The sequence below is a fragment of the Macrococcus sp. DPC7161 genome (genome assembly GCF_004117835.1).
In the GTDB taxonomy this organism is placed as follows: domain Bacteria; phylum Bacillota; class Bacilli; order Staphylococcales; family Staphylococcaceae; genus SDSC01.
In genome coordinates this window covers 1-23,181 of the sequence record NZ_SDSC01000003.1, presented here as the reverse complement: position 1 = coordinate 23,181, position 23,181 = coordinate 1, and the positions used below count along the sequence as shown (strand labels likewise).

The following is a 23,181-nucleotide window of genomic DNA, read 5'->3' as shown; positions in this document are numbered from 1 at the left end:
CTATTATAAAAATGGTATTATTTCGAAGTTGAGTAGTTTTGCTACATACAACCGCACAATATTAGGTTTAAGTGAGTAATCCACCTAATGATGGCGTGACTTAAAATTTATAGGAGGTGCAAGTATGTTTGCAATTATTGAAACTGGTGGAAAACAAGTAAAAGTTGAGCAAGGTCAAGAAATCTGGGTTGAAAAATTAAACGCAGAAGAAGGTTCAACATTCACGTTTGATCAAGTATTAATGGTTGGTGGAGAAACAGTTAAAGTTGGTACACCTGTAGTTGAAGGTGCTACTGTTACTGCTAAAGTTGAAAAACACGGCCGTGGTAAAAAAATCACTGTATTCAAATACAAACCAAAAAAGAACTACAAACGTAAACAAGGTCATCGTCAACCTTACACTAAATTAACAATCGAATCTATTAACGCTTAATGATTACGGTTGATATTGTTGTAAATGATGACGGACGTGTAACTGAATTTACAATGTCAGGACATGCAGATTCTGCTCCACATGGCCAAGATTTGGTTTGTGCTGGTGCATCAGCTGTAGTTTTTGGCAGTATGAATGCAGTGCTCGGTTTGACTGATGAGCGACCAGACATTGACTATAGTGACGATGGTGGCTATTTTAAATGTCGTGTGTTAGACTTAAACAACAATGAAGCACAACTAATTATACAAGCGATGCTTGTATCCTTGCAGACCATTGAAACAGAATATGGTCAATATATTAAACTAAACTATAAGTGAGGTGTAACTCATGTTAAAATTAAACTTACAATTCTTCGCATCGAAAAAAGGGGTAGGTTCTACAAAGAACGGACGTGACTCTGAATCTAAACGTTTAGGTGCTAAACGTGCTGATGGTCAATTCGTTACTGGTGGTTCAATTTTATACCGTCAACGCGGTACTAAAATCTATCCAGGTGAAAACGTTGGACGTGGTGGAGATGACACTTTATTCGCTAAAATCGATGGTGTTGTTAAATTCGAACGTTTCGGACGCGACAAAAAGAAAGTTTCAGTATACGCTGAAGCAAAATAATAAAGTCAATAAAGCACTGGGCAACCAGTGCTTTATTTTTTTGTCCATGTGAGATGAACAAGTGGTTAAATCATGGTATACTACTATAGGGGTGTCCTATGGAAATTGCTAAAGTATATCGACGCATTCAACATGATTTTGCAAATCAATTGCAGTTGTTAGAAGCATATAAACAATTAGGCATGACAGATAAGGTCAATTTACAAATCGACCGAATGCTATTCAATATTAGACTTGAACAACAATTTCTAAAGTTAAATGTACCGATATTAATTGGGCATTATTTAAATATTAAATTGAATGATCGTTTATTTGATTGGACTTTTGATATTGATATCCAAACAAGTGCAATTGATTTGTTAGATCAAACGATGACCAACGATTTTTTAAATGTTGTGAATCAGTATAAAAATTGTGTGGTAGATAAAAGTGAAATTGAACTTTGTCTTTACGAAAATGAAACAGCAATAGAAATGAGAATGGTATTGACAGGCGAAGATATCAAAAAAAATTTAAAAATGGATATAAGTGATGAAGGAGATGATTTCATCTCAATTCATTATCATTACTTAAAAGAGGTGTTTTAATGTTTATAGATCAGGTAAAAATAAGTTTAAAAGCAGGCGATGGTGGTAACGGCATCGTTGCATATCGTAGAGAAAAATACGTACCTTTAGGTGGACCAGCTGGTGGAGATGGTGGTAAAGGTGCATCAATTATCTTCCAAGTAGATGAAGGGTTAAGAACTTTATTAGACTTTAGATTCCAAAGAATGTTTAAAGCGGAAAAAGGTGAAAATGGTCAATCGAGTAATATGCATGGTCGTGGTGCAAAAGATTTAATTTTAAAAGTACCACCGGGCACAATTATTAAAAATGCTGAAACTGGTGAAATAATTGCTGATTTAGTAATGCATGAACAAAGTGCGACTGTCGCAAAAGGGGGTCGAGGTGGCCGTGGTAATTCACGTTTCGCTTCAGCATCTAACCCAGCGCCAGATTTTTGTGAAAATGGTGAACCTGGTGAGGAACTTGAAGTAGTATTAGAATTAAAACTGATGGCAGATGTCGGATTAGTAGGATACCCTAGTGTAGGTAAATCGACTTTATTATCGATTGTTTCAAAAGCAAAGCCGAAAATTGGGGCATATCACTTTACAACAATCAAACCAAACTTAGGTGTTGTACAAACAAAAGATAATCGTAGTTTTGTAATGGCTGATTTACCAGGTTTAATTGAAGGTGCTTCAGAAGGCGTAGGTTTAGGTCATCAATTTTTAAGACACGTTGAAAGATGTCGAGTAATCGTACATATGATTGATATGTCAAGAACGGATGGACGTGATCCATACGAGGATTATGTAACGATTAATAAAGAGTTGAAGAATTATAACGAGAAACTTGCGAAACGTCCTCAAATTATTGTTGCAAATAAAATGGACATGCCTGACAGTGAAGAAAATTTAGAAATATTTAAAGAAGAACTTGGTAGTGATGCAGAGATTATTGAACTGAGTGCAGCAACTTACCAAAATATTGACACATTATTATACAAAATAGCTGATTTATTAGAAGCAACAAAAGATATTAATTTCGATGAAGAAGATGAATCAGATGGTGTACACCGAGTAATGTACAAACATGAAAAATCTGTCGATCATTTTGAAATTACACGTGATGATGACGGTGCGTATGTTGTTTCAGGTAATGCAATAGAACGTCTATTTAAAATGACAGACTTTACACGCGACGCATCAGTGAAACGTTTTGCAAGACAAATGAGAACAATGGGTATTGATGATGCACTTCGTGAACGTGGTGCTAAAAATGGTGATACTGTACGCATTATGCGTGGCGAATTCGAATTTATTGAATAGGAATGATGGCTTTGGATACACATAAAAAGTTTTATTTAATCCGAGAAGATGTTTTACCTGAATCTGTACAAAAAACATTACGTATTAAAGAAGCATTGGAAAAGAACCCGAGTCTTTCTATTTTTGATGCAGTGAAACAATTTGATTTGTCTAGAAGTGCATATTATAAATACAAAGATACCATTTTTCCTGTTGATGAACGTAAAACGGATAAGAATATCAATGTGATGATTCAAGTGGATGATGAAGTAGGTCTTTTATCAAAAATTTTAGAAACCATCGCAAGTTTAAATGGATCTGTATTAACGATTCACCAAAGTATTCCAATTAAGGATAAAGCAACGATTACCATTAGTTTAAATATTACGCATGTACAAATCACAATTAATGAATTATTAGAACGCATAAAACAAGTTAAACATGTGAATCAAGTGAACTTATTAGGTATGAGCATTTAGGAGGATATATGTACGCTTATTTACAAGGAGAGCTAAAATTTATTTTTCCAACACATATTGTGATTGAAGTTGCTGGGATTGGTTATGAATGTTTAACGCCAAATCCTTATCGATTTCAATCACAAATGAATAAAGACGTAAAAATTGAAACACAATTAATTGTACGTGAAGACAGTCACAGCTTGTACGGTTTTAGTACATACGAAGAAAAACAAATGTTTTTAAACTTAATTAAAGTAACTGGCATTGGTCCCAAATCTGCATTAGCTATTTTGGCGACGAGTTCTCCTAATGAAATTATTAGAGCTATTGAAGCAGAAAATGAGAGTTACTTAATTAAGTTTCCTGGCATCGGTAAAAAAACAGCAAGACAAATAATTTTAGATTTAAAAGGTAAGTTAGTGATTGAAGATGAAACACATGCTCTTGATCATTTTGATATGCATGATGAAGAAGTGATTCAAGAGGCATTACTTGCTTTAGAGGCATTAGGATATTCAAAACGAGAATTACAAAAAGTCGAAAAAGTACTGATCAAGGAAAAATTGAAATCAGTAGATGAAAATGTGAAACGTGGATTCCAAATTCTCGTAGGCTAATAAAAAAGGAATGAAACGGATTGGATGATAGATTATTAAACGAAAATATAAATGGTGATGAATTCACTGATGAATTAAGTTTAAGACCAGAACGTTTAAATCAATATATAGGTCAGGATAAAATCAAACATAATTTAGATGTCTTTATTCAAGCAGCTAAATTACGAGAAGAATCACTTGATCATGTGTTACTATATGGACCACCAGGTCTTGGTAAAACAACACTAGCAAATATCATTGCAAATGAACTTGAAGTGAATATTAAAACGACATCTGGACCTACCATTGAAAGACCAGGAGATCTCGCCGCTATTTTATCAAGTTTGAGTCCAGGTGATGTTTTGTTTATCGATGAAATTCATCGATTATCACGTGTAGTTGAAGAAGTGCTTTACCCAGCGATGGAGGATTTTGTTTTAGATATTGTTGTTGGGAAAGGCGAAGAAGCAAGAAGTATTCGAATCGATTTACCACCATTTACTTTAGTTGGAGCGACAACCCGAGCGGGTAGTCTTTCTGCGCCTTTACGTGATCGATTTGGCGTACACTTGAGGCTTGATTACTATAATCAAAAAGAATTACAAGAAGTCATCAAAAGAACAGCAGATGTTTTCGAAGTACAAATCGATCAAAATTCAATTAATGAACTTGCAATGCGTAGCAGAGGTACTCCAAGGATTGCTAACCGTTTATTAAGACGCGTGCGAGATTTTGCACAAGTTAAAAATAATGGGATAATTGATTACGAGACTTCAAAATCATCATTAGATTTACTACAAGTTGATCAATATGGATTGGATCATATCGATCACAAAATATTACGTGCCATTGTTGAAAGATATAATGGGGGTCCAGTTGGGCTAGATACAATTGCAGTATCCATTGGTGAAGAACGTGTTACATTAGAAGATGTATATGAGCCTTATTTAATACAAAAAGGCTTTTTAGAAAGAACAACACGAGGTAGAAAAGCGACAGCATTAGTGTATGACCATTTCAATCTACCTTATCCAAATGAAAAGAGGCAATAAAAGTGGAAGTAAATGAGTTTGATTTTGAGTTACCAGAAAGATTAATTGCACAAACACCTTTATTAGATCGTACTTCAAGTCGTCTACTTGCATTAAATAAAGAAACAGGGGACATCCAACATCAAACCTTCAAAGATGTTGTTTCATATTTAAATCCTGGCGATACGCTTGTATTAAATGATACGAAGGTTATGCCTGCAAGATTATTTGGTGTTAAAGTGGATACAGGTGCAAAAGTAGAAATGTTAATGCTCACAGAGCATGAAGATGGTTGGGAAGTGCTTATAAAGCCTGCTAAACGTGTTCAAATTGGCACTAAAGTAAGTTTTGGTGATGGAAAAATTATTGCTGAATGTGTTAATCTGCTTGAACAAGGTGGCAGAATCATGAAGCTTGAATTTGAAGGCATATTGCAAGAACGTTTAGACGAACTTGGTTTAATGCCTTTACCACCATATATTAAAGAAACATTAGAAGATCAAGATAGATACCAAACAGTGTATGCAAGAGAAGTTGGATCAGCAGCAGCACCAACAGCAGGTTTACATTTCACTACTGAACTTTTAGATGAAATTAAGTCAAAGGGTGTAAATATTGCTTATATTACGCTTCATGTAGGACTAGGGACATTTAGACCGGTAAGTGTTGAAACTATTGAAGCACATGAAATGCATAGTGAATATTATGAAATGAGCTCAGAAACGGCTTCTTTATTAAATCAAACAAGAACTAACGGACACCGTATTATAACGGTAGGTACAACATCTACGCGTACGCTCGAAACCATTGCAGATAATGATGGAAAATTTAAAGCTGCATCTGGTTGGACGGATATTTTTATATATCCAGGTTACACATTTAGAGGAATTGATGGAATGATTACGAACTTCCATTTACCTAAATCAACTTTAGTAATGCTCGTTTCAACATTAGCAGGAAAAGAAAATATTATGAAAGCATACAACGAAGCAATTAAAGAAGAATATCGTTTCTTTAGTTTCGGAGATGCGATGTTAATTTATTAAATTTAAGGAGTTATTATGCCAGCAGTTACATATGAACACATTAAAACTTGTAAACAATCTGGAGCAAGACTTGGGATTGTACATACACCACACGGTTCATTTGAAACACCGATGTTTATGCCAGTAGGTACACAAGCAACGGTAAAGACAATGAGTCCAGAAGAATTAAAAGCAATGAATGCAAAAATTATTTTAAGTAACACATATCATTTATGGTTACGCCCAGGTAATGATATTATTCGTGAAGCGGGTGGCTTACATAAATTTATGAATTGGGATGGTCCAATATTAACAGATAGTGGCGGTTTCCAAGTATTCAGTTTAAGTGATATGCGTAAGATTGAAGAAGAAGGTGTACATTTCAGACATCATCTAAACGGTTCAAAATTATTTTTATCACCTGAAAAAGCAATGCATATTCAAAATGATTTAGGTTCAGACATTATGATGGCATTTGATGAATGTCCACCCATGCCTGCAACTTATGAATATGTAAAAGCAAGTATTGAAAGAACAAGTCGATGGGCTGAGCGTTGTTTAAAAGCGCACAATAGACCCAATGATCAAGCATTATTCGGTATTATCCAAGGTGGAGAATATGAAGATTTAAGAACACAATCTGCTAAAGATTTAATTTCAATGGATTTTCCAGGATATGCTATTGGTGGATTGTCTGTAGGAGAACCAAAACCAATCATGTATCGTATGTTAGAACATACAACACCTTTAATGCCTTTTAATAAACCAAGATATTTAATGGGTGTTGGTTCACCAGATGCTTTAATTGAAGGTGCGATTCGTGGTATTGATATGTTTGACTGCGTATTACCTACAAGAATTGCACGAAATGGTACATGTATGACTTCTAAAGGTCGTGTTGTCGTAAAAAATGCAAAATACGAAAGAGATTTTACACCACTTGATGAAAAATGTGATTGTTATACATGTAAAAATTATACGAAAGCTTACTTACGTCATTTAATTAAAGCAGATGAAACTTTCGGTATAAGATTAACAACGATTCACAATTTACATTTCTTATTAAATTTAATGGAACAAGTAAGAGAAGCAATTAGAAACGATCGTTTATTAGATTTTAAGGAAGAATTTTTTGAAGAATACGGGTTAAATGTTGAAAACCCAAAAAATTTCTAGGAGGCTATTATGGATTTTAATGCATTATTAATTAACGTTGCACCATTTTTAATTTTAGTTTTATTTATGTACTTTGCAATCATTAGACCACAACAAAAGAAAAACAAACAACAACAAGCACTACTTTCATCATTAAAAAAAGGTGATAAAGTCGTAACAATAGGTGGTTTACATGGAACTGTGAAATCAGTTGAGCCAACGACGATTACAATTTTAGTAGGTACTAAGGCAACTGAATTAACATTTGATAAACAAGCAATCCGCGCAAGAAAATAATATTTACAATATTTTTACATTTTTCATTGGTGTGCAATGGGATAACGAATTCATTTATGATATGATTATCTTATTTAGTGTATCAATTGAAGTATTATGAGGTGAAATTGTGAAAAAGAGTAGTCGTTTAGTCGTGTTGTTGCTTATTACTGTCTTAGTATTTGGTGGTATATTTACAACAGCAAAAGGAATCATGGATAAAGTCAATCTTGGCTTAGATTTACAAGGTGGATTTGAAGTACTTTATCAAGTTGAGCCACTTTCAAAAGGTGACAAAATTGATAACGATGTTGTTAAATCAACGAGTAAAACGTTAGATAACCGTGTCAATGTATTAGGTGTATCAGAACCTAAAATACAAATTGAAGATGGTCATCGTATCCGCGTACAATTACCGGGTGTAAAAGACCAAAATGAAGCACGTAATACTTTATCAACATCTGCGAATTTAACAATTCGTGATGCGAACGATAAATTATTATTATCAGGTAAAGATTTAGTACAAGGTGGTGCTAAACAAGGATTTGACCAAAATTCTAATGCACCAGTCGTTTCTTTAAAACTGAAATCAGCAAAGAAGTTTGCTAATATTACAAAGAAAATATCTAAACAAAATCCAAATGTCATGGTAATTTGGATGGACTTTGAAGAAGGTAAAGATTCATATAAAAAAGAGTTAAAGAAAGCTGAAGCTGGGAAACAACCTAAATATGTGTCAGCTGCAGGAGTTGCTGGTGAAATCAATTCAGAAAACGTTGAGATTTCAGGTGGCTTTAATGGTGAAGATGGCTTAAAACGTGCAAAAATGATTGCGGATTTATTAAATTCAGGATCATTACCTGTTAAATTAAAAGAAATTTATTCTACATCTATTGGTGCACAATTTGGACAAGATGCTTTACATGATACAATTTTTGCTTCAAGTATTGGTGTCGGTCTTATTTTCTTATTCATGTTAATTTATTATCGAATTCCAGGTGTAATAGCAGTAATTACTTTATCGATTTATATTTGGTTAACGATGCTTGCATTTAATATGATTCATGGTGTATTAACATTACCAGGTATAGCAGCCTTAGTATTAGGTGTAGGTATGGCCGTTGATGCGAATATCATCATGTATGAGCGTATTAAAGACGAATTGAAGATTGGAAGAAGTTTAAAACAAGCATTTAAAAAGGGTAATGAATCAAGTTTCTTAACCATTTTAGATGCTCAGTTAACTACAGTATTAGCAGCCTTAGTATTATTCTTCTTAGGACAAAGTAGTGTTAAAGGTTTCGCTACAATGTTATTACTGGGTATCATCATGATTTTCTTTACTAACGTATTTATTACACGTTTCTTATTAAGTTTAGTTGTACAATCTGGTTATTTTGATAAGAAATTTAATATGTTTGGAGTAAGTGAAAAACGTCGTCATAAACTTTCTGAAGGATTAGATGTACATGATTTAACTTCAAGTTGGGATAAGCTTAATTTTGTTAAATTAGCGAAACCATTATTAGGTGTATCAATCGCATCAATCATTGCAGGTGGCATTGTATTAACAATGCTAGGTTTAAATCTTGGTGTTGATTTTAGTAGTGGATCACGCGTTGATATTAAAAGTGAACAAGTGATTAAGTCTGATGTCCTTAAAAAGGATTTAGAAAAGATTAACTTAGGCTCAGAAAATATCAGCTTAAGTGGTGATAAAGGTAAGAATGCAGTTGTTTTATACAAAGACGCATTAAGTAAAAAACAAATTGAAACATTAAAAAATAATATTAAAAGTAAATATGGATTTGAACCAAATGTAAATACGGTCTCAGATGTTATTGGTAAAGAACTTGCTAAAAATGCAATTTTATCTGTAATCATCTCATCAATTGGTATTATCATTTATGTAACTTTCCGTTTTGAATGGCGAATGGGGTTAACATCTGTACTTGCATTATTACATGATGCATTTTTAATCATTGCATTTTTCAGTATTGCACGTTTAGAAGTAGATGGCACATTTATTGCTGCAGTATTAACTATAATTGGTTATTCAATTAATGATACGATTGTAACATTTGACCGTGTACGTGAGAATTTACGTAAGATTAAAGTTATCACTACATCTGAACAAATCGATAACATTGTCAATAGTTCTATAAGACAAACAATGACGCGTTCTATCAATACTGTATTAACAGTTGTTATTGTCGTTATCGCTTTATTATTATTTGGTGCTTCGAGCATCTTTAACTTCGCTTTAGCTTTATTAGTTGGTTTATTATCAGGTGTATTCAGTTCAATCTTTATTGCAGTACCTTTATGGGGCATCTTAAAGAAACAACAACTAAAAAAATCGCCTGAACATAAATTAGTTGTTTATCAAGAAAAAGAAAAAAATGACGAAAAAATTTATGTTTAATAGCGTATCAGAAAAAGAAATGGTTTTTTAGCCATTTCTTTTTTAATTGTGTATAATTTGTAAAGTGGAGGTGCTGTAGTGGTAGAATCAATTTGGCAAGTTGCAGAGTATACACCGATTGATCAAAAATTAATAAAAAAATATAAATTAACACCGATTGTAGAAAAAATATTGGGTTCTAGAGGAATTCATTCAGAAGAAGCATTAAGTAATTTCTTTGAAACATCACATTTACATGATCCATATTTAATGTATGATATGGAAAAAAGTGTAGCACGTATACATCTTGCTATTAAGAATGAAGAGCCCATATTGGTTTATGGTGATTATGATGCCGATGGTGTATCTAGTGTAACTGTGCTAGTAACTGCATTAAAACAATTAGGTGCAAATGTAGGGTGGTATATTCCTAACCGCTTTACTGAAGGATATGGACCAAATGAAGATGCTTTCTTAGAAGCAATTCACGAGGGTGTAAAATTAATTATTACAGTAGATAACGGTATTAAGGGGCATCATGAAGTTGAAGTAGCAAAAGAACACGGAGTGGATGTTATTATTACGGATCATCATGAAATAGGTGATACACTGCCAAACGCTTTTGCCATTTTACATCCCGAGCATCCAGATGGTAATTATCCATTCAAAAAATTAGCAGGTGTTGGTGTGAGTTACAAGTTAGCATGTGCTTTAACAGACAGTGAACTTGAGACGTTGCTTCCATTTGTTGCGATTGGGACAATTGCCGATTTAGTATTAATGCAAGGAGAAAATAGAGCACTTGTAAAACGTGGTTTAAAAATAATGCAAGAAAAGCCACCAATAGGTATTCAAGCTTTACTTGATGAGGCAAATTTTAAAGGTGAAATAGATGAAGAAACTATTGGATTTATTATAGGTCCACGTCTAAATGCAGTTGGAAGACTTGATGATGCAAGAATGGCTTGTGAATTATTGCAAGTTGAAGATGAAAATAGCGCAAAAATGATGGCTGAAGAAGTCAACGGATATAATGATGAACGTAAAAATATCGTTAATGAAATAACAGAAGCTGCTAAAGAAGAAGCGGATGAGAAAATAAAAAATGGCGCACGATTTTTAGTGTTAGCAAAAGAAGGTTGGCATGAAGGTGTACTAGGGATCGTTGCAAGTAAACTGGTTGAAACATATCATATGCCAGTAATGGTATTAAATATTGATTATGATCAAGATTTTGCTAAAGGATCTGCTAGAAGTGTACCTCAAATTTCTATGTATGAAGCTATAGATTCAGCACAAGAATATGTGAGTAAGTTTGGTGGTCATGATATGGCAGCAGGTTTAACATTACCTATTGATCAAGTTGAAAATCTTGAAAAAGCATTGAATCAATTTGTAGAACATAAAATGAATGACGATACTTTTGAAAAAATCATTCCAATTGATGCAATATTGAATCATGAAGATATTACAGTTAAAAATATTCAAGCACTTTCTGCATTAAAACCATTCGGAATGGGATTTAAATCACCTATTTTTGGTATGAAAGATGCAAAGATTGATAATATGAAACAAATTGGTCAAAATAATAATCACCTTAAATTAACATTAGATTCAAATTTGAATGCTTTAATGTGGTCAAAAGGTGAATTGTTTAATCAATTATCGTTAAATCATCCAGTGGATATCGCGTTCCAGTTACAACTCAATGAATGGAATAATAACATTACACCACAATTGATATTATCTGATATTAATAGTGCTTCAACACAATGGATTGACTTTCGAAATAAACATCACAAAACATTTGCATTTTTGAAAAATGAATCTGTTACATATATCATCAACGACAATCAAAAAAAATTAACAGAGAACTATTATTATTATGGTGAAAGTGTTGCAGGACATGATAAAATTGTATTTAGAGACTTACCAAATAATTTAGAGCAATTTTATAAAACGTTACAATCAATCAATGCAAGTGTGATTTATGTCATCTTTTTCAAAAAGCATTCGATTTATTTTGAAGGTATGCCAAGTATGGATAAATTTAAAATGTTATTTAAGTTTATTATGCATTATAAAACCATTAATTTAAAAGTAAATGGTATGAAATTACTTGAACGCATTGGTGTGAGTTTTGAAACATTTAATTTTATGATTGCTGTTTATGAAGAACTCAATTTAATTAAAAAATCAAATGAAACGATTGAATTAAATGAAATTCATGGTAAAGTTGATATTCTGAGTGCAAATATTTATCAAAAGCGACTAAACGCACTACAGATTGAAAAAAAATTATTATATAGTAATTTAGATGAAATCAAGCAATTGCTTGAACAATAGGAGGATATCATGGATTTAAAACAGTATATTTCTGAAGTAAAAGATTGGCCAAAACAAGGTGTAAACTTTAAAGATATTACAACATTAATGGACAATGGTGAAGCTTATGGTTATGCAACAGATCGAATTGTACAATATGCAAAAGAAAAACAAGTGGATATAGTTGTTGGACCTGAAGCGCGTGGATTTATCATTGGCTGTCCAGTAGCCTATGCGATGGGTATTGGATTTGCACCTGTACGTAAAGAAGGTAAATTACCTCGTGAAGTCATTAAATATGAATATGATTTAGAATATGGTTCAAATGTATTAACAATGCATAAAGACGCAATTAAACCAGGCCAACGCGTATTAATTACAGATGATTTATTAGCAACTGGTGGCACAATTGAAGCAACGGTTAAATTAGTAGAATCACTTGGTGGTATTGTTGCAGGTATCGCATTTATTATTGATTTAAAATATTTAAATGGTATGGAAAAATTAAAAGGATATGATGTCTTTACTTTAATTTCATACGATGAGGAATAAAAAATGAGTACTTCAGCTGAAGTACTCATTTTTTTATTCTAAACCTTATATCTAAAGCAATTTATTATGATTTGAGGTTTTATTTTTGTTAAAGTTTATAGTATCATTAAAACATTAATAGTCCGGAGGTGATACTTTGAATAATGAATATCCATATTCAAAAGATGATGTACTACAGATGACAAAACAATATTTATCAGATAAAGATTATGCATTTGTCGAAAAAAGTTATTACCTTGCCGAGAAAGCACATGATGGTCAATTTAGAAAGAACGGCCTACCATATATTATGCATCCTATACAAGTCGCTGGTATATTAGCAGAAATGAAGTTAGATGCACCAACCATTGTCGCGGGCTTTTTACATGATGTTGTTGAAGATACGCCATATACATATGAAGATTTAAAAACAATGTTTAATGAAGAAGTAGCTTATATTGTTGATGGTGTAACAAAATTAGAAAAAGTTAAATTTAAGTCAAAAGCAGAGCAACAAGCTGAAAATCACCGAAAATTATTTATTGCCATTGCAAAAGATGTGCGCGTAATTTTAGTGAAATTAGCAGATAGACTTCATAATATGCGTACTTTAAAGGCGATGCCTCATGAAAAACAAGTCAGGATTTCAAAAGAGACATTAGATATTTATGCACCTTTAGCACATCGACTAGGGATTAATACAATTAAATGGGAATTAGAAGATATTTCATTAAGATATATTGATAGCATTCAATATTTTAGAATTGTGCATTTAATGAAAAAGAAACGCAGTGAACGTGAAGCATATATTCAAAATGCGATACATAATATTCAAGAAGAAATGAAAATTACACAAATTCAAGGTGAGATTTCAGGAAGACCCAAACATATTTATAGTATTTACCGAAAAATGGTTAAACAAAAGAAACAATTTGATCAGATTTTTGATTTATTAGCGATTCGAGTAATCGTTCATAGTATTAAAGATTGTTATGCTGTGCTTGGTTTGGTTCATACATTATGGAAACCAATGCCAGGTAGATTTAAAGATTACATTGCAATGCCAAAACCTAATATGTATCAATCATTACATACGACTGTCGTAGGACCAAATGGAGATCCATTAGAAATACAAATTAGAACTTTTGAAATGCATGAAATTGCTGAACATGGGGTTGCAGCACATTGGGCTTACAAAGAAGGTAAAACCATTGTAAACCCAGATGAAGCGAAATCATTAAGCAAAATGAGTTGGATGTCAGAAATTGAGGAAACGAATTCTACATCTCCAGATGCTGAAAGTTTTATGGAATCTTTAAAATACGATTTACACTCTGACAAAGTTTATGTATTTACACCAGAAAGTGATGTTGTAGAATTACCTTATGGAGCAGGTCCAATTGATTTTGCTTATGCTGTACATAGTGAGGTTGGCAATAAGATGATTGGTGCGAAGGTAAATGGTAAAATTGTGCCAATCGATTATACGTTATCAACAGGTGACATCATTGAAATCAGAACAAGCAAACATTCCTATGGACCTAGTCGTGACTGGTTAAAAATTGTTAAGTCATCAAGCGCGAAAAGTAAAATTAAAAGTTTCTTTAAAAAGCAAGATCGATCATCAAACATTGAAAAAGGTAAATTTATGATTGAAGCTGAAATTAAAGAAGCGAATTTAAATGTAGATGAAATTTTAGTTGACGAAAATATTCAAGCAGTGCTTGAAAAATTTCATTTACAAAATATTGATGATGTATATGCGGCAATTGGTTTTGGTGGTTTAACAACATCAAATGTTTTAAATAAACTTACAGAAAAAATGCGTATCAAAGAAAAAGAATTAAAATTAAATCAAGTCCAAGAAGTGAGTAAATCACTTAATGTAAAAAAACATATTCAAACTGAATCAGGTGTATATGTTGAAGGTATGGACAATATGCTGATCAAATTATCAAAATGTTGTAATCCGATTCCTGGAGATGAAATTACAGGATATATTACGAAAGGTCACGGCGTGAAAGTCCACCGTATAGATTGCCCAAATATCAAAAATGAACAAGAGCGTTTAATAGATGTTGAATGGGTTGAAAGTACTTCTCAAAACAAAGTGTATCAAGTGGATTTAGAAATTACGGCATACGATAGATTAGGACTTTTAAATGAAGTGCTACAAGCAGTAAATGCTACAAAAGTTGCGCTTGTACAAGTTTCTGGAAGAGCAGATATTGATAAAAATGCAAAAATTAATATTAGCATCATGGTTAAAAACGTTAATGATTTATTTAGAGTAGTTGATAAAATTAAGCAACTAGGAGATATATATACAGTCTCTAGAATTTGGAATTGAGGTGTCTTATGAGAGTTGTAGTCCAACGTGTAAAAGAAGCATCTGTCACGGCAGAAGATTATTATGAATCTATTCAAAAAGGTCTTGTATTACTTGTCGGCATTTATGAATATACAACACAACAAGATATCCATGCGATGGCAAAAAAATTGGTTGCTGCAAGAATTTTTGAAGATGATCAACAAAAAATGAATTTATCCATTAAAGATGTCGGTGGTAGTATTTTATCTATTTCTCAATTCACATTATGTGCCGATGTTAAAAAAGGCAATCGACCAAGTTTCACTTCAGCAATGCAACCTCAAAAAGCAAATCAATTATATGAAATGTTTAATGATGCATTAATAAATGAAGGATTGGTCGTTAAGCCAGGTGTGTTTGGTGCAGATATGGACATCCAATTAATCAATGATGGTCCCGTTACGATTATTTATGATTCAAATGAAGGACGTATTCAATGAAAAAAATAGATTTAAGGCCATTACAACGCTCTAGAAAATTAAGAATTATGATTTATGTCATTTTGACAATTATCGTTGTTACGAGTTTATTTTTATTCACGACAAAAAAAGATAAACCCACTTCATTATCAATGATAGAGAACGGTGAATTAAGAACAGGACCTGCGGCCTATTATCCTGTCATTTTTAAAGTTAAAAAGGGCGATGCTTTTGATATTATCCGTAATGAAGGCAAATGGTATTATATAAAAAGTGAAGATAAAAAAGGTTGGATTGCAGGTTGGCACACAAACTTGAATATTAAGCCAGATGTTGTTAATGCGAATAATCCTTTTAAAGGTAAAACCATAATCATTGATCCTGGTCATGGTGGAGAAGATCAAGGCGCTTCTAGTCCTAGTGGTACAAAGGAAAAAGACATTACACTTGCAACAGGCTTGATGCTTCGAGATAAGCTTGAGTCGGCAGGTACTAATGTCATTATGACTAGAAAAACAGATGAATATGTTAGACTAGGAGAACGTAAAGGTAAAGCAGATGCATTTATTAGTATACATTTTGATGCTTTAGCTGAGAAAGAACCACATGGATTGACGGTTTATTATTACAGTGAAAAACAAAAGCCATTAGCTGATACGTTACATATGGCCATTAAGAAAAAAGCCTTGTTATCTGACAGAGGTGTGAGACAAGAAAATTATCAAGTAATTAGGCAAACAAAAAGACCAGCTGTCTTATTAGAATTAGGATATATTAGTAATGCAACAGATGAAGATATGATGAAGCAAAAAGCTTATCAACAAATCGTTACGACCGGTATTGTTGATGGTTTAAGAAATTACTTTTTGTATTAACTTGACTTTAGGACGTTAACTTAGTAGTATAAAGACATTACAAATCAATAATAAACCGTTTGAACCTATCAGGATTTGATATATTTTTGAATAGAGATGCTTACATATGGTGAAAGTAAGTGAGATATATGGAATTAAGAACAATAGGTAAGGTTGTTTTATGAAAAGTAAAACCGTTCACATGCGTTAAATGTTTGAGAGGATAATCATAGATTATCAATTAGGGTGGCAACACGGAATATTCGTCCCTTATGCGAGAGCATAAGGGGCTTTTTATATTTTAGGAGGGAAATTTATGATTAATATACCAAGAGGAACACAAGATATATTACCAAGTGAATCACCGAAATGGCGTTATATTGAAAATCGCTTACACGAAATCAGTCGCCAATTTAATTATAAAGAGATTAGAACACCGATATTTGAATCGACAGATTTATTTGCAAGAGGTGTAGGTGACACAACAGATATCGTACAAAAAGAAATGTACACATTTAAGGATAAAGGTGATCGTAGCATTACATTAAGACCTGAAGGTACAGCTGCTGTAGTAAGAAGTTACATTGAAAATAAAATGCATGGCGATGCGAATCAACCAATTAAACTTTATTACAATGGGCCAATGTTCCGCTATGAAAGAAAACAAAAAGGCCGTTATCGTCAATTTGTTCAATATGGTGTTGAAGCGATTGGGGCAGAAAATCCAGCAATGGATGCTGAAGTCATTCATATGCTTTACACGATTTATCGTTCATTCGGTTTAAAACATATTAAGTTACATATCAATTCAATCGGTGATATGGAAAGTCGCCAAGATTATAAACAAGCACTGATTAAGCATTTCGAACCAGTTATCGATACATTTTGTTCGGATTGTCAAAACCGACTTCATATAAATCCGATGCGTATTTTAGATTGTAAAGTGGATGCTGATAAAGAAGCAGTAAAGAATGCGCCTAAAATAACAGAATACTTAAATAATTACTCAAAAAATTATTACGAAGAAGTGAAGCGTTATTTAGATATTTTAGGAGTACCGTATGTTGAAGATACGAATTTAGTTCGTGGATTAGATTATTATACGCATACTGCTTTTGAAATGATGAGTGAAGCTGAAGGGTTTGGGGCGATTACGACATTATGTGGTGGTGGCAGATATAACGGATTATTAGAAATGTTAGATGGGCCAAAAGAGACTGGAATTGGTTTTGCATTAAGTATTGAACGTTTATTACTTGCGTTAGAAGCAGAAGGTATTGAATTACCAATTGAAGAAAGCGTTGATTTATTTATTGTAACAATGCCAGAAACTTTAGAAGCGACAGTTCAACTTGTAGCGAAATTAAGAACTGAAGGTTTGTCAGTTGATATGGATTATTTGAACCGTAAAATTAAAGGTCAAATGAAACAAGCGGATCGAATTCAAGCAAAATATACTTTTGTATATGGTGAAAATGAATTACAAAGTGGCATGATTAAATTAAAAGAAATGACATCAGGAGAAGTTAAAGAAATTTCAATAGATGAAATTGTAACTTCAATTAAATAGGAGGCTATTATGAATAAACGTACAACATATTGTGGATTAGTAACAGAATCATATATTGGACAAGAAGTCGTATTAAAAGGTTGGGTACAAAAAAGACGTGATTTAGGTGGATTAATTTTCATTGATTTACGTGACCGTGAAGGTGTCGTTCAAATCGTATTTAACCCAGAGTTCTCAAGTGAAGCGTTAGAAATTGCAGAACAAGTGCGTTCTGAATATGTTTTAGAAGTAAAAGGTAAAGTAACTGAACGTGACGCAGCGGTTGTTAATGATAAAATTAAAACAGGTAAAGTAGAAGTACAAGTTTCAGAAGTGACGATTATTAATAAATCTGAAACACCACCGTTTCAAATTGAATCAGAGACAGATGCTTCTGAAGATGTACGTTTAAAATATCGCTATTTAGACTTACGTCGTCCAGCACTTGCAAACACGTTTAAAATGCGTCATCAAATTACAAGAGCTGTACGTAATTATTTAGATGAAACTGGCTTTTACGAAGTTGAAACACCAGTGTTAACAAAATCTACGCCTGAAGGGGCGCGTGATTATTTAGTTCCATCAAGGGTACATGATGGAGAATTTTATGCATTACCACAATCGCCACAAATTTTTAAACAGTTATTAATGCTTGGTGGATTTGATAAATATTATCAAATCGTGAAATGTTTCCGCGATGAAGACTTAAGAGCGGATCGTCAACCTGAATTCACACAAATCGATATTGAGATGAGCTTTGTGGATCAAGAAGACGTCATTACAATGAATGAAGGTATGATCCAACGTATCATGAAAGACGTTAAAGGTATTGATGTGCAATTACCTTTCCCAAGAATGACTTATGAAGAAGCAATGCGTGATTATGGTATTGATAAACCAGATACACGTTTTGATATGAAATTAAAAACTTTAAATGCATTAGCTGAAAAAATGGACTTTAAAGTATTTAAAGATGCTGTTAATAACGGTGGTGCTGTTAAAGCTATTGTCGTAAAAGGTACAGCAGATAAGTACTCAAGAAAAGATATTGATGCATTACAAGAATTTGCAAAAATTTATGGCGCTAAAGGATTAGCATGGGTTAAAGTAGTTGAAGATGGATTAAATGGTCCAATCGCTAAATTCTTTGATGAAACAACAACTGAATTATTAATGCAATTGACTGAGGCACAAGACAAAGATTTAATTTTATTTGTTGCAGATAAATTATCAGTTGTAAATGCGAGCTTAGCGAACTTAAGAAATAAATTAGGTAAAGATTTAGGACTAATCGATGAAAATCAATTTAATTTCTTATGGGTAACTGATTGGCCATTATTTGAATATGATGAAGAAGCGGGTCGATACTTTGCTGCGCATCATCCATTTACAGCACCGAAAAAAGAACATGTTGAATTATTACAAACGGATAAAGATAAAGTACAAGCAAATGCATACGATATCGTGTTAAATGGTTTTGAATTAGGTGGAGGATCTATCCGTATTCATGACCAAGAAATGCAAGCTAAAATGTTTGAAGCATTAGGATTTACAAAAGAAGAAGCAGAAGCACAATTTGGCTTCTTAATGAATGCATTTAAATATGGTGCACCACCACATGGCGGTATTGCATTAGGATTAGACCGTTTAGTAATGTTATTGTCAGGACGTAGTAATTTACGAGATGTCATTGCATTCCCTAAAACAGCATCAGCAACATGTTTATTAACAGATGCACCAAGCCCAGTTGATCAAATGCAATTAGATGAATTAAGCTTAAAATTAAATTTAAAAAATTCTGACAAATAATCATTTATAAGTACTTAATGCTTGATTATTTCATATAATATGATATTATATAGTCATAAGTTAGGTGTCTGAAGGGTTCGATACTTGTTTTTATATTTTGACCTAACACTTTCGATCAGGGAGCTTAATAGGTTTTCTTACGTCGCACACGCCTCTATAGGAGGACTTGCTAAATAAGAAACAGGGCACCCACCTGTTTATAGCAGGCCAAAATGATCAACAAATAGTAACGGCTCAAATTGGATACTACTTAGCGAGGAACTTTTGTTCCTCGTTTTTTTAATGTAGCAAAATAATTCAATATCTGTCATAATGTTGAGTGAAATAGTAGGAATAAAAGAAGTTAGGAGAACAATATGAAACATCAATTTTCTAGAAATGAACTTGCCTATGGTAAAGAGGGCCTTGACTTATTAAACGGTAAAACAGTAGCAGTCCTAGGTGTTGGAGGCGTTGGTAGTTTTGCAGCAGAAGCACTTGCAAGAACCAATATCGGCCACATTATTTTAATTGATAAAGATGATGTAGATATTACCAATGTGAATCGTCAGTTACATGCACTAACAACCACAGTTGGTCAGTCAAAAGTCACATTAATGGAAGAACGTATCAAATTAATTAATCCTGAATGTAAAGTCACACCGTTACATATGTTTTATACTGATGAAACATATGAACAAATCTTTGAATATCCAATTGATTATGTTATTGATGCAAGTGATACCATTATGTATAAAATACATTTAATGAAAGAATGTTTAAAGCGAAATATTAAGATCATTTCAAGTATGGGTGCTGCGAATAAAACGGACCCTACACGCTTTAAAATTGTGGATATCTCAAAAACACATACCGATCCAATGGCAAAGGTTATTCGAACTAAACTAAAAAAAGAACGCATTACAAAAGGAATTCCCGTTGTATTTTCTGACGAAAGCCCAATTGTTATTAGGGATGATGTGAAAAACTATGTCGGAAACCCTGATGCAGAGATCCGTAAAGCACAAATGCCACCGAGTTCAAATGCTTTTGTACCAAGTGTAGTGGGTTTAATATGTGCTAGTTATGTAATCAATGATATTTTGAAAGATATTCCTGTAACAAGAGTTAATGATAAAGGTAATCAATAATAATTTATAATGTAATTAATTGAGAGTGGGGCAGACATGCATCACTCTTTTTGTATAATTACACATATTCTTAAAATTTCCTTAAAATAAGTGGATATCTATGTAAAAGTACTGGTTTATCGTTTATCATTAGGAATGAATACGTATTAAAAGGAGGGCTACAATGACAGAGCAAAAAGCAATGCTACAAATTAATGATTTACATAAAAAAATCGGCAAACATGAAATCATTAAAGGATTGAGTTTAGAAGTCAATAAAGGTGAAGTGTTTGGGTTTTTAGGACCTAACGGTGCTGGTAAAACAACGACGATTAGAATGATGGTTGGTTTAACAACACCTACATCAGGCCAAATTTTGATTGGTGGAGAAGCACTTTCAAATAATAGAAAGCATGTTTTAAAAAAAATAGGTGCCATCGTAGAGAATCCTGAAATGTATCCATTCTTATCAGGATTAGATAACTTAAAACATTATGCGAGAATGCAACCCAATATTACAAAAGAGGATATTGATCGTGTTGTAAAATTAGTTGGATTAGAACATAGAATAAAAGACAAAGTGAAAAAGTATTCTTTAGGAATGAGACAAAGATTAGGATTAGCACAAGCGTTATTACATAAGCCTGAATTATTAATATTAGATGAGCCTACAAATGGACTTGATCCTGCAGGTATTCGTGAAATTCGAGATTATATTAGAAATTTAGCAAAAGAAGAAGGTTTGTCTGTCATTGTATCTAGCCATTTATTAAGTGAAATGGAATTAATGTGTGATCGAATTGGGATTATAAAAGACGGGGAAATGATTCGTATTGAAAATGTACATGAACAAAACAATCAGAATTTAATTATGTCATATGATGTAAATCCTATAGAAAAAGCAGAGCAGTGGTTTAAAACGAATGGTTACGAATATAATATTCAAGACAATCAAATTAAAGTGAAAATCAATAAAGAAGATGTACCAATTACAGTTCAAGCATTGGTTGCAGCGTCGGTATCGATTTATAGCATCAATGAAGAACGATCAAGTCTTGAGGACAGATTTTTAAATATCACTGGAGGTGTGTCTCATGATTAAATTGGTACATAATGAAATGATTAAATATTTTTACCGATTCGGTACGATTGTTATGAGTGCCATTATTTTAGGACTCATTTTGTTGAATCTTTTTTTAACAAATTCATTTGGGTATAGTGATGATTTATTAGAGCATTCATACGATGCAAAGACTTGGAAAACTGAAGTTAAAAAAGACATTACAGATATTCAAAAAAAATTAGCGGATATACAAGGTAAGCACAAAGAAAAAGCGGATGACGTTAAAAAATTCCAGAAACAACAAGCATATCAAAATCGTTTGGAAATGCTGAATCAATATCTAAAAAAAGACATACAACCACCAAGTAATAAACATTTCTTTGGTGCAATGAGTGAAGTTGGAGGTTTTATTGGATTAAGTTTAATCATGGTTGTAGTTATAACAAGTGCCATGATGAGTAGAGAATTTCAGCAAGGTACAATTAAGTTACTTTTAATTCGTCCTAAATCAAGAACTGCAATCTTTATTTCAAAATGGATTGCTGCTGTTTGTATTGCATTTTTATTTACATTGATAACCTATGTATTAAAAGCAGCTGTTGCTTTATTTACAACAAAAATGGATCCTACAAATCAATTTGTTTATCAAATGATGGGTGAGCATAAAGTTAAAGCTGTATCATTTTGGCCGTTTTTAGGTCAATTATTTATCAATGATTTCATATTAATGGCGATTTTCGCTACGATTGCATTTGTATTATCTGTAATACTTAGAAATACTGCATTAAGTTTAGGTATTACTTTGGGATTACAATTTTTTAGTCAATTGATTGTGTCGTTTATTAGTGCTAAAACCAACTTAGTAAAATATATTTGGCCAGCCAACTGGAATTTGAATCAATATGTAGAACTTGCTAGTGTAAAGCCTGATGATGATATGACATTAATGTATAGTTCAATATACAATGTGATTGCAATTATAATTATAATTGTGATTGGTTTAGTGATATTTAATAAGAGAGATGTGGCAAATTAGAAAAATAGTACTTAAAAAAGCTGAGACTGAAGTGCACCCCTAAAGTTGAACCTTAAAATTCAACTTTAGGGGTGTTTATTTTGAATAAAAAGCATGAACTTGATTTTAAATTAAGACTTATTAAAGAATATAAAGATGGAAATAATGGCTATGATTCATTAGGTAGAAAATATGATATTCAATCTTCAGTAATAAGAACATGGGTTTATCAATTTGATACCTTCGGTATTGATGGTCTGATTTCTGGTATGACAAGAAAAAAAT

The 23,181-nt window shown here is 32.6% G+C and carries 23 protein-coding genes, 1 other RNA gene and 1 other annotated feature; all 24 genes read left to right on the top strand.

Features of this window, described 5'->3' with window-relative positions; all coding sequences use genetic code 11:
- The first annotated feature begins 39 nt into the window (after positions 1–39).
- Positions 40–111: a sequence feature (ribosomal protein L21 leader region), on the top strand.
- A 13-nt stretch (positions 112–124) separates the two neighbouring features.
- Entirely contained in the window at positions 125–433 is a 309-nt protein-coding gene (gene rplU / locus ER639_RS05525; protein ID WP_129064775.1) for a 50S ribosomal protein L21, read from the top strand.
- Positions 433–753: a ribosomal-processing cysteine protease Prp gene (locus ER639_RS05520; RefSeq protein WP_129064774.1), complete on the top strand. Its 321-nt coding sequence runs from the start codon at positions 433–435 to the stop codon at positions 751–753. Before rplU ends, ER639_RS05520 begins: the two co-directional genes overlap by 1 nt.
- 10 nt (positions 754–763) lie before the next feature.
- Positions 764–1,048 (top strand): 50S ribosomal protein L27, encoded by a 285-nt coding sequence (rpmA, locus tag ER639_RS05515; RefSeq protein ID WP_129064773.1) that lies wholly within the window; start codon positions 764–766, stop codon positions 1,046–1,048.
- Between the two features lie 98 nt (positions 1,049–1,146).
- Positions 1,147–1,635 carry a Spo0B domain-containing protein gene (locus ER639_RS05510; protein WP_129064772.1) on the top strand — a complete coding sequence of 163 codons (489 nt, stop codon included), beginning with the start codon at positions 1,147–1,149 and terminating at the stop codon, positions 1,633–1,635.
- Positions 1,635–2,924, top strand: a complete 1,290-nt coding sequence (gene obgE / locus ER639_RS05505; protein WP_129064771.1) for a GTPase ObgE — start codon at positions 1,635–1,637, stop codon at positions 2,922–2,924. The genes ER639_RS05510 and obgE overlap by 1 nt, the downstream gene beginning before the upstream one ends.
- Before the next feature lie 5 nt (positions 2,925–2,929).
- Entirely contained in the window at positions 2,930–3,382 is a 453-nt protein-coding gene (locus ER639_RS05500; RefSeq protein WP_129064770.1) for an ACT domain-containing protein, read from the top strand.
- Positions 3,383–3,390: 8 nt separating this feature from the next.
- Positions 3,391–3,981 carry a Holliday junction branch migration protein RuvA gene (ruvA, locus tag ER639_RS05495; protein ID WP_129064769.1) on the top strand — a complete coding sequence of 197 codons (591 nt, stop codon included), beginning with the start codon at positions 3,391–3,393 and terminating at the stop codon, positions 3,979–3,981.
- Between the two features lie 20 nt (positions 3,982–4,001).
- Positions 4,002–5,012 carry a Holliday junction branch migration DNA helicase RuvB gene (gene ruvB, locus ER639_RS05490; RefSeq protein ID WP_129064768.1) on the top strand — a complete coding sequence of 337 codons (1,011 nt, stop codon included), beginning with the start codon at positions 4,002–4,004 and terminating at the stop codon, positions 5,010–5,012.
- Between the two features lie 2 nt (positions 5,013–5,014).
- A complete protein-coding gene (queA, locus tag ER639_RS05485; protein ID WP_129064767.1) occupies positions 5,015–6,037 on the top strand; it encodes a tRNA preQ1(34) S-adenosylmethionine ribosyltransferase-isomerase QueA in 1,023 nt (340 codons plus the stop codon).
- Between the two features lie 15 nt (positions 6,038–6,052).
- Positions 6,053–7,192: a tRNA guanosine(34) transglycosylase Tgt gene (gene tgt, locus ER639_RS05480; protein ID WP_129064766.1), complete on the top strand. Its 1,140-nt coding sequence runs from the start codon at positions 6,053–6,055 to the stop codon at positions 7,190–7,192.
- A 9-nt stretch (positions 7,193–7,201) separates the two neighbouring features.
- Positions 7,202–7,468 carry a preprotein translocase subunit YajC gene (gene yajC / locus ER639_RS05475; protein WP_129064765.1) on the top strand — a complete coding sequence of 89 codons (267 nt, stop codon included), beginning with the start codon at positions 7,202–7,204 and terminating at the stop codon, positions 7,466–7,468.
- Between the two features lie 109 nt (positions 7,469–7,577).
- Positions 7,578–9,872: a protein translocase subunit SecDF gene (secDF, locus tag ER639_RS05470; RefSeq protein WP_129064764.1), complete on the top strand. Its 2,295-nt coding sequence runs from the start codon at positions 7,578–7,580 to the stop codon at positions 9,870–9,872.
- A gap of 78 nt (positions 9,873–9,950) precedes the next feature.
- Positions 9,951–12,197 (top strand): single-stranded-DNA-specific exonuclease RecJ, encoded by a 2,247-nt coding sequence (gene recJ / locus ER639_RS05465; protein WP_129064763.1) that lies wholly within the window; start codon positions 9,951–9,953, stop codon positions 12,195–12,197.
- A gap of 9 nt (positions 12,198–12,206) precedes the next feature.
- Positions 12,207–12,728, top strand: coding sequence for an adenine phosphoribosyltransferase (locus tag ER639_RS05460; protein WP_129064762.1), 522 nt, complete (start codon positions 12,207–12,209; stop codon positions 12,726–12,728).
- Between the two features lie 136 nt (positions 12,729–12,864).
- A complete protein-coding gene (locus ER639_RS05455; RefSeq protein ID WP_129064761.1) occupies positions 12,865–15,057 on the top strand; it encodes a RelA/SpoT family protein in 2,193 nt (730 codons plus the stop codon).
- 8 nt (positions 15,058–15,065) lie between these two features.
- Positions 15,066–15,518 (top strand): D-aminoacyl-tRNA deacylase, encoded by a 453-nt coding sequence (gene dtd, locus ER639_RS05450; RefSeq protein ID WP_129064760.1) that lies wholly within the window; start codon positions 15,066–15,068, stop codon positions 15,516–15,518.
- Positions 15,515–16,372, top strand: coding sequence for an N-acetylmuramoyl-L-alanine amidase family protein (locus ER639_RS05445; protein ID WP_129064759.1), 858 nt, complete (start codon positions 15,515–15,517; stop codon positions 16,370–16,372). Before dtd ends, ER639_RS05445 begins: the two co-directional genes overlap by 4 nt.
- Before the next feature lie 295 nt (positions 16,373–16,667).
- The gene (gene hisS / locus ER639_RS05440) at positions 16,668–17,921 is read left to right on the top strand and encodes a histidine--tRNA ligase (protein ID WP_129064758.1); all 1,254 of its coding nucleotides are present in this window, start codon (positions 16,668–16,670) and stop codon (positions 17,919–17,921) included.
- A 9-nt stretch (positions 17,922–17,930) separates the two neighbouring features.
- Positions 17,931–19,709, top strand: a complete 1,779-nt coding sequence (gene aspS / locus ER639_RS05435) for an aspartate--tRNA ligase (RefSeq protein WP_129064757.1) — start codon at positions 17,931–17,933, stop codon at positions 19,707–19,709.
- Between the two features lie 62 nt (positions 19,710–19,771).
- Positions 19,772–19,959, top strand: a non-coding RNA gene (gene ssrS, locus ER639_RS05430) — 6S RNA.
- Positions 19,960–20,065: 106 nt separating this feature from the next.
- Positions 20,066–20,839, top strand: a complete 774-nt coding sequence (locus ER639_RS05425; protein WP_129064756.1) for a tRNA threonylcarbamoyladenosine dehydratase — start codon at positions 20,066–20,068, stop codon at positions 20,837–20,839.
- 163 nt (positions 20,840–21,002) lie between these two features.
- Positions 21,003–21,920: an ABC transporter ATP-binding protein gene (locus ER639_RS05420; protein WP_129064755.1), complete on the top strand. Its 918-nt coding sequence runs from the start codon at positions 21,003–21,005 to the stop codon at positions 21,918–21,920.
- A complete protein-coding gene (locus tag ER639_RS05415) occupies positions 21,913–22,917 on the top strand; it encodes an ABC transporter permease (RefSeq protein ID WP_129064754.1) in 1,005 nt (334 codons plus the stop codon). The genes ER639_RS05420 and ER639_RS05415 overlap by 8 nt, the downstream gene beginning before the upstream one ends.
- Positions 22,918–22,988: 71 nt before the next feature.
- Positions 22,989–23,181 (top strand): helix-turn-helix domain-containing protein (locus ER639_RS05410; RefSeq protein ID WP_164993301.1); only part of this gene is annotated, 193 nt, incomplete at its 3' end.

Excerpts from the sequence above, each read along its gene's own strand:
- ER639_RS05420 (WP_129064755.1), top strand. The coding sequence starts at position 21,003 with ATGACAGAGCAAAAAGCAATGCTACAAATTAATGATTTACATAAAAAA.
- dtd (WP_129064760.1), top strand. The coding sequence starts at position 15,066 with ATGAGAGTTGTAGTCCAACGTGTAAAAGAAGCATCTGTCACGGCAGAA.
- rplU (WP_129064775.1), top strand. The coding sequence starts at position 125 with ATGTTTGCAATTATTGAAACTGGTGGAAAACAAGTAAAAGTTGAGCAA.
- tgt (WP_129064766.1), top strand. The coding sequence starts at position 6,053 with ATGCCAGCAGTTACATATGAACACATTAAAACTTGTAAACAATCTGGA.
- ER639_RS05445 (WP_129064759.1), top strand. The coding sequence starts at position 15,515 with ATGAAAAAAATAGATTTAAGGCCATTACAACGCTCTAGAAAATTAAGA.
- aspS (WP_129064757.1), top strand. The coding sequence starts at position 17,931 with ATGAATAAACGTACAACATATTGTGGATTAGTAACAGAATCATATATT.
- ER639_RS05520 (WP_129064774.1), top strand. The coding sequence starts at position 433 with ATGATTACGGTTGATATTGTTGTAAATGATGACGGACGTGTAACTGAA.
- yajC (WP_129064765.1), top strand. The coding sequence starts at position 7,202 with ATGGATTTTAATGCATTATTAATTAACGTTGCACCATTTTTAATTTTA.
- obgE (WP_129064771.1), top strand. The coding sequence starts at position 1,635 with ATGTTTATAGATCAGGTAAAAATAAGTTTAAAAGCAGGCGATGGTGGT.
- ER639_RS05425 (WP_129064756.1), top strand. The coding sequence starts at position 20,066 with ATGAAACATCAATTTTCTAGAAATGAACTTGCCTATGGTAAAGAGGGC.
- rpmA (WP_129064773.1), top strand. The coding sequence starts at position 764 with ATGTTAAAATTAAACTTACAATTCTTCGCATCGAAAAAAGGGGTAGGT.
- ER639_RS05460 (WP_129064762.1), top strand. The coding sequence starts at position 12,207 with ATGGATTTAAAACAGTATATTTCTGAAGTAAAAGATTGGCCAAAACAA.
- ER639_RS05500 (WP_129064770.1), top strand. The coding sequence starts at position 2,930 with ATGGCTTTGGATACACATAAAAAGTTTTATTTAATCCGAGAAGATGTT.
- ruvA (WP_129064769.1), top strand. The coding sequence starts at position 3,391 with ATGTACGCTTATTTACAAGGAGAGCTAAAATTTATTTTTCCAACACAT.
- ER639_RS05510 (WP_129064772.1), top strand. The coding sequence starts at position 1,147 with ATGGAAATTGCTAAAGTATATCGACGCATTCAACATGATTTTGCAAAT.
- ER639_RS05415 (WP_129064754.1), top strand. The coding sequence starts at position 21,913 with ATGATTAAATTGGTACATAATGAAATGATTAAATATTTTTACCGATTC.
- hisS (WP_129064758.1), top strand. The coding sequence starts at position 16,668 with ATGATTAATATACCAAGAGGAACACAAGATATATTACCAAGTGAATCA.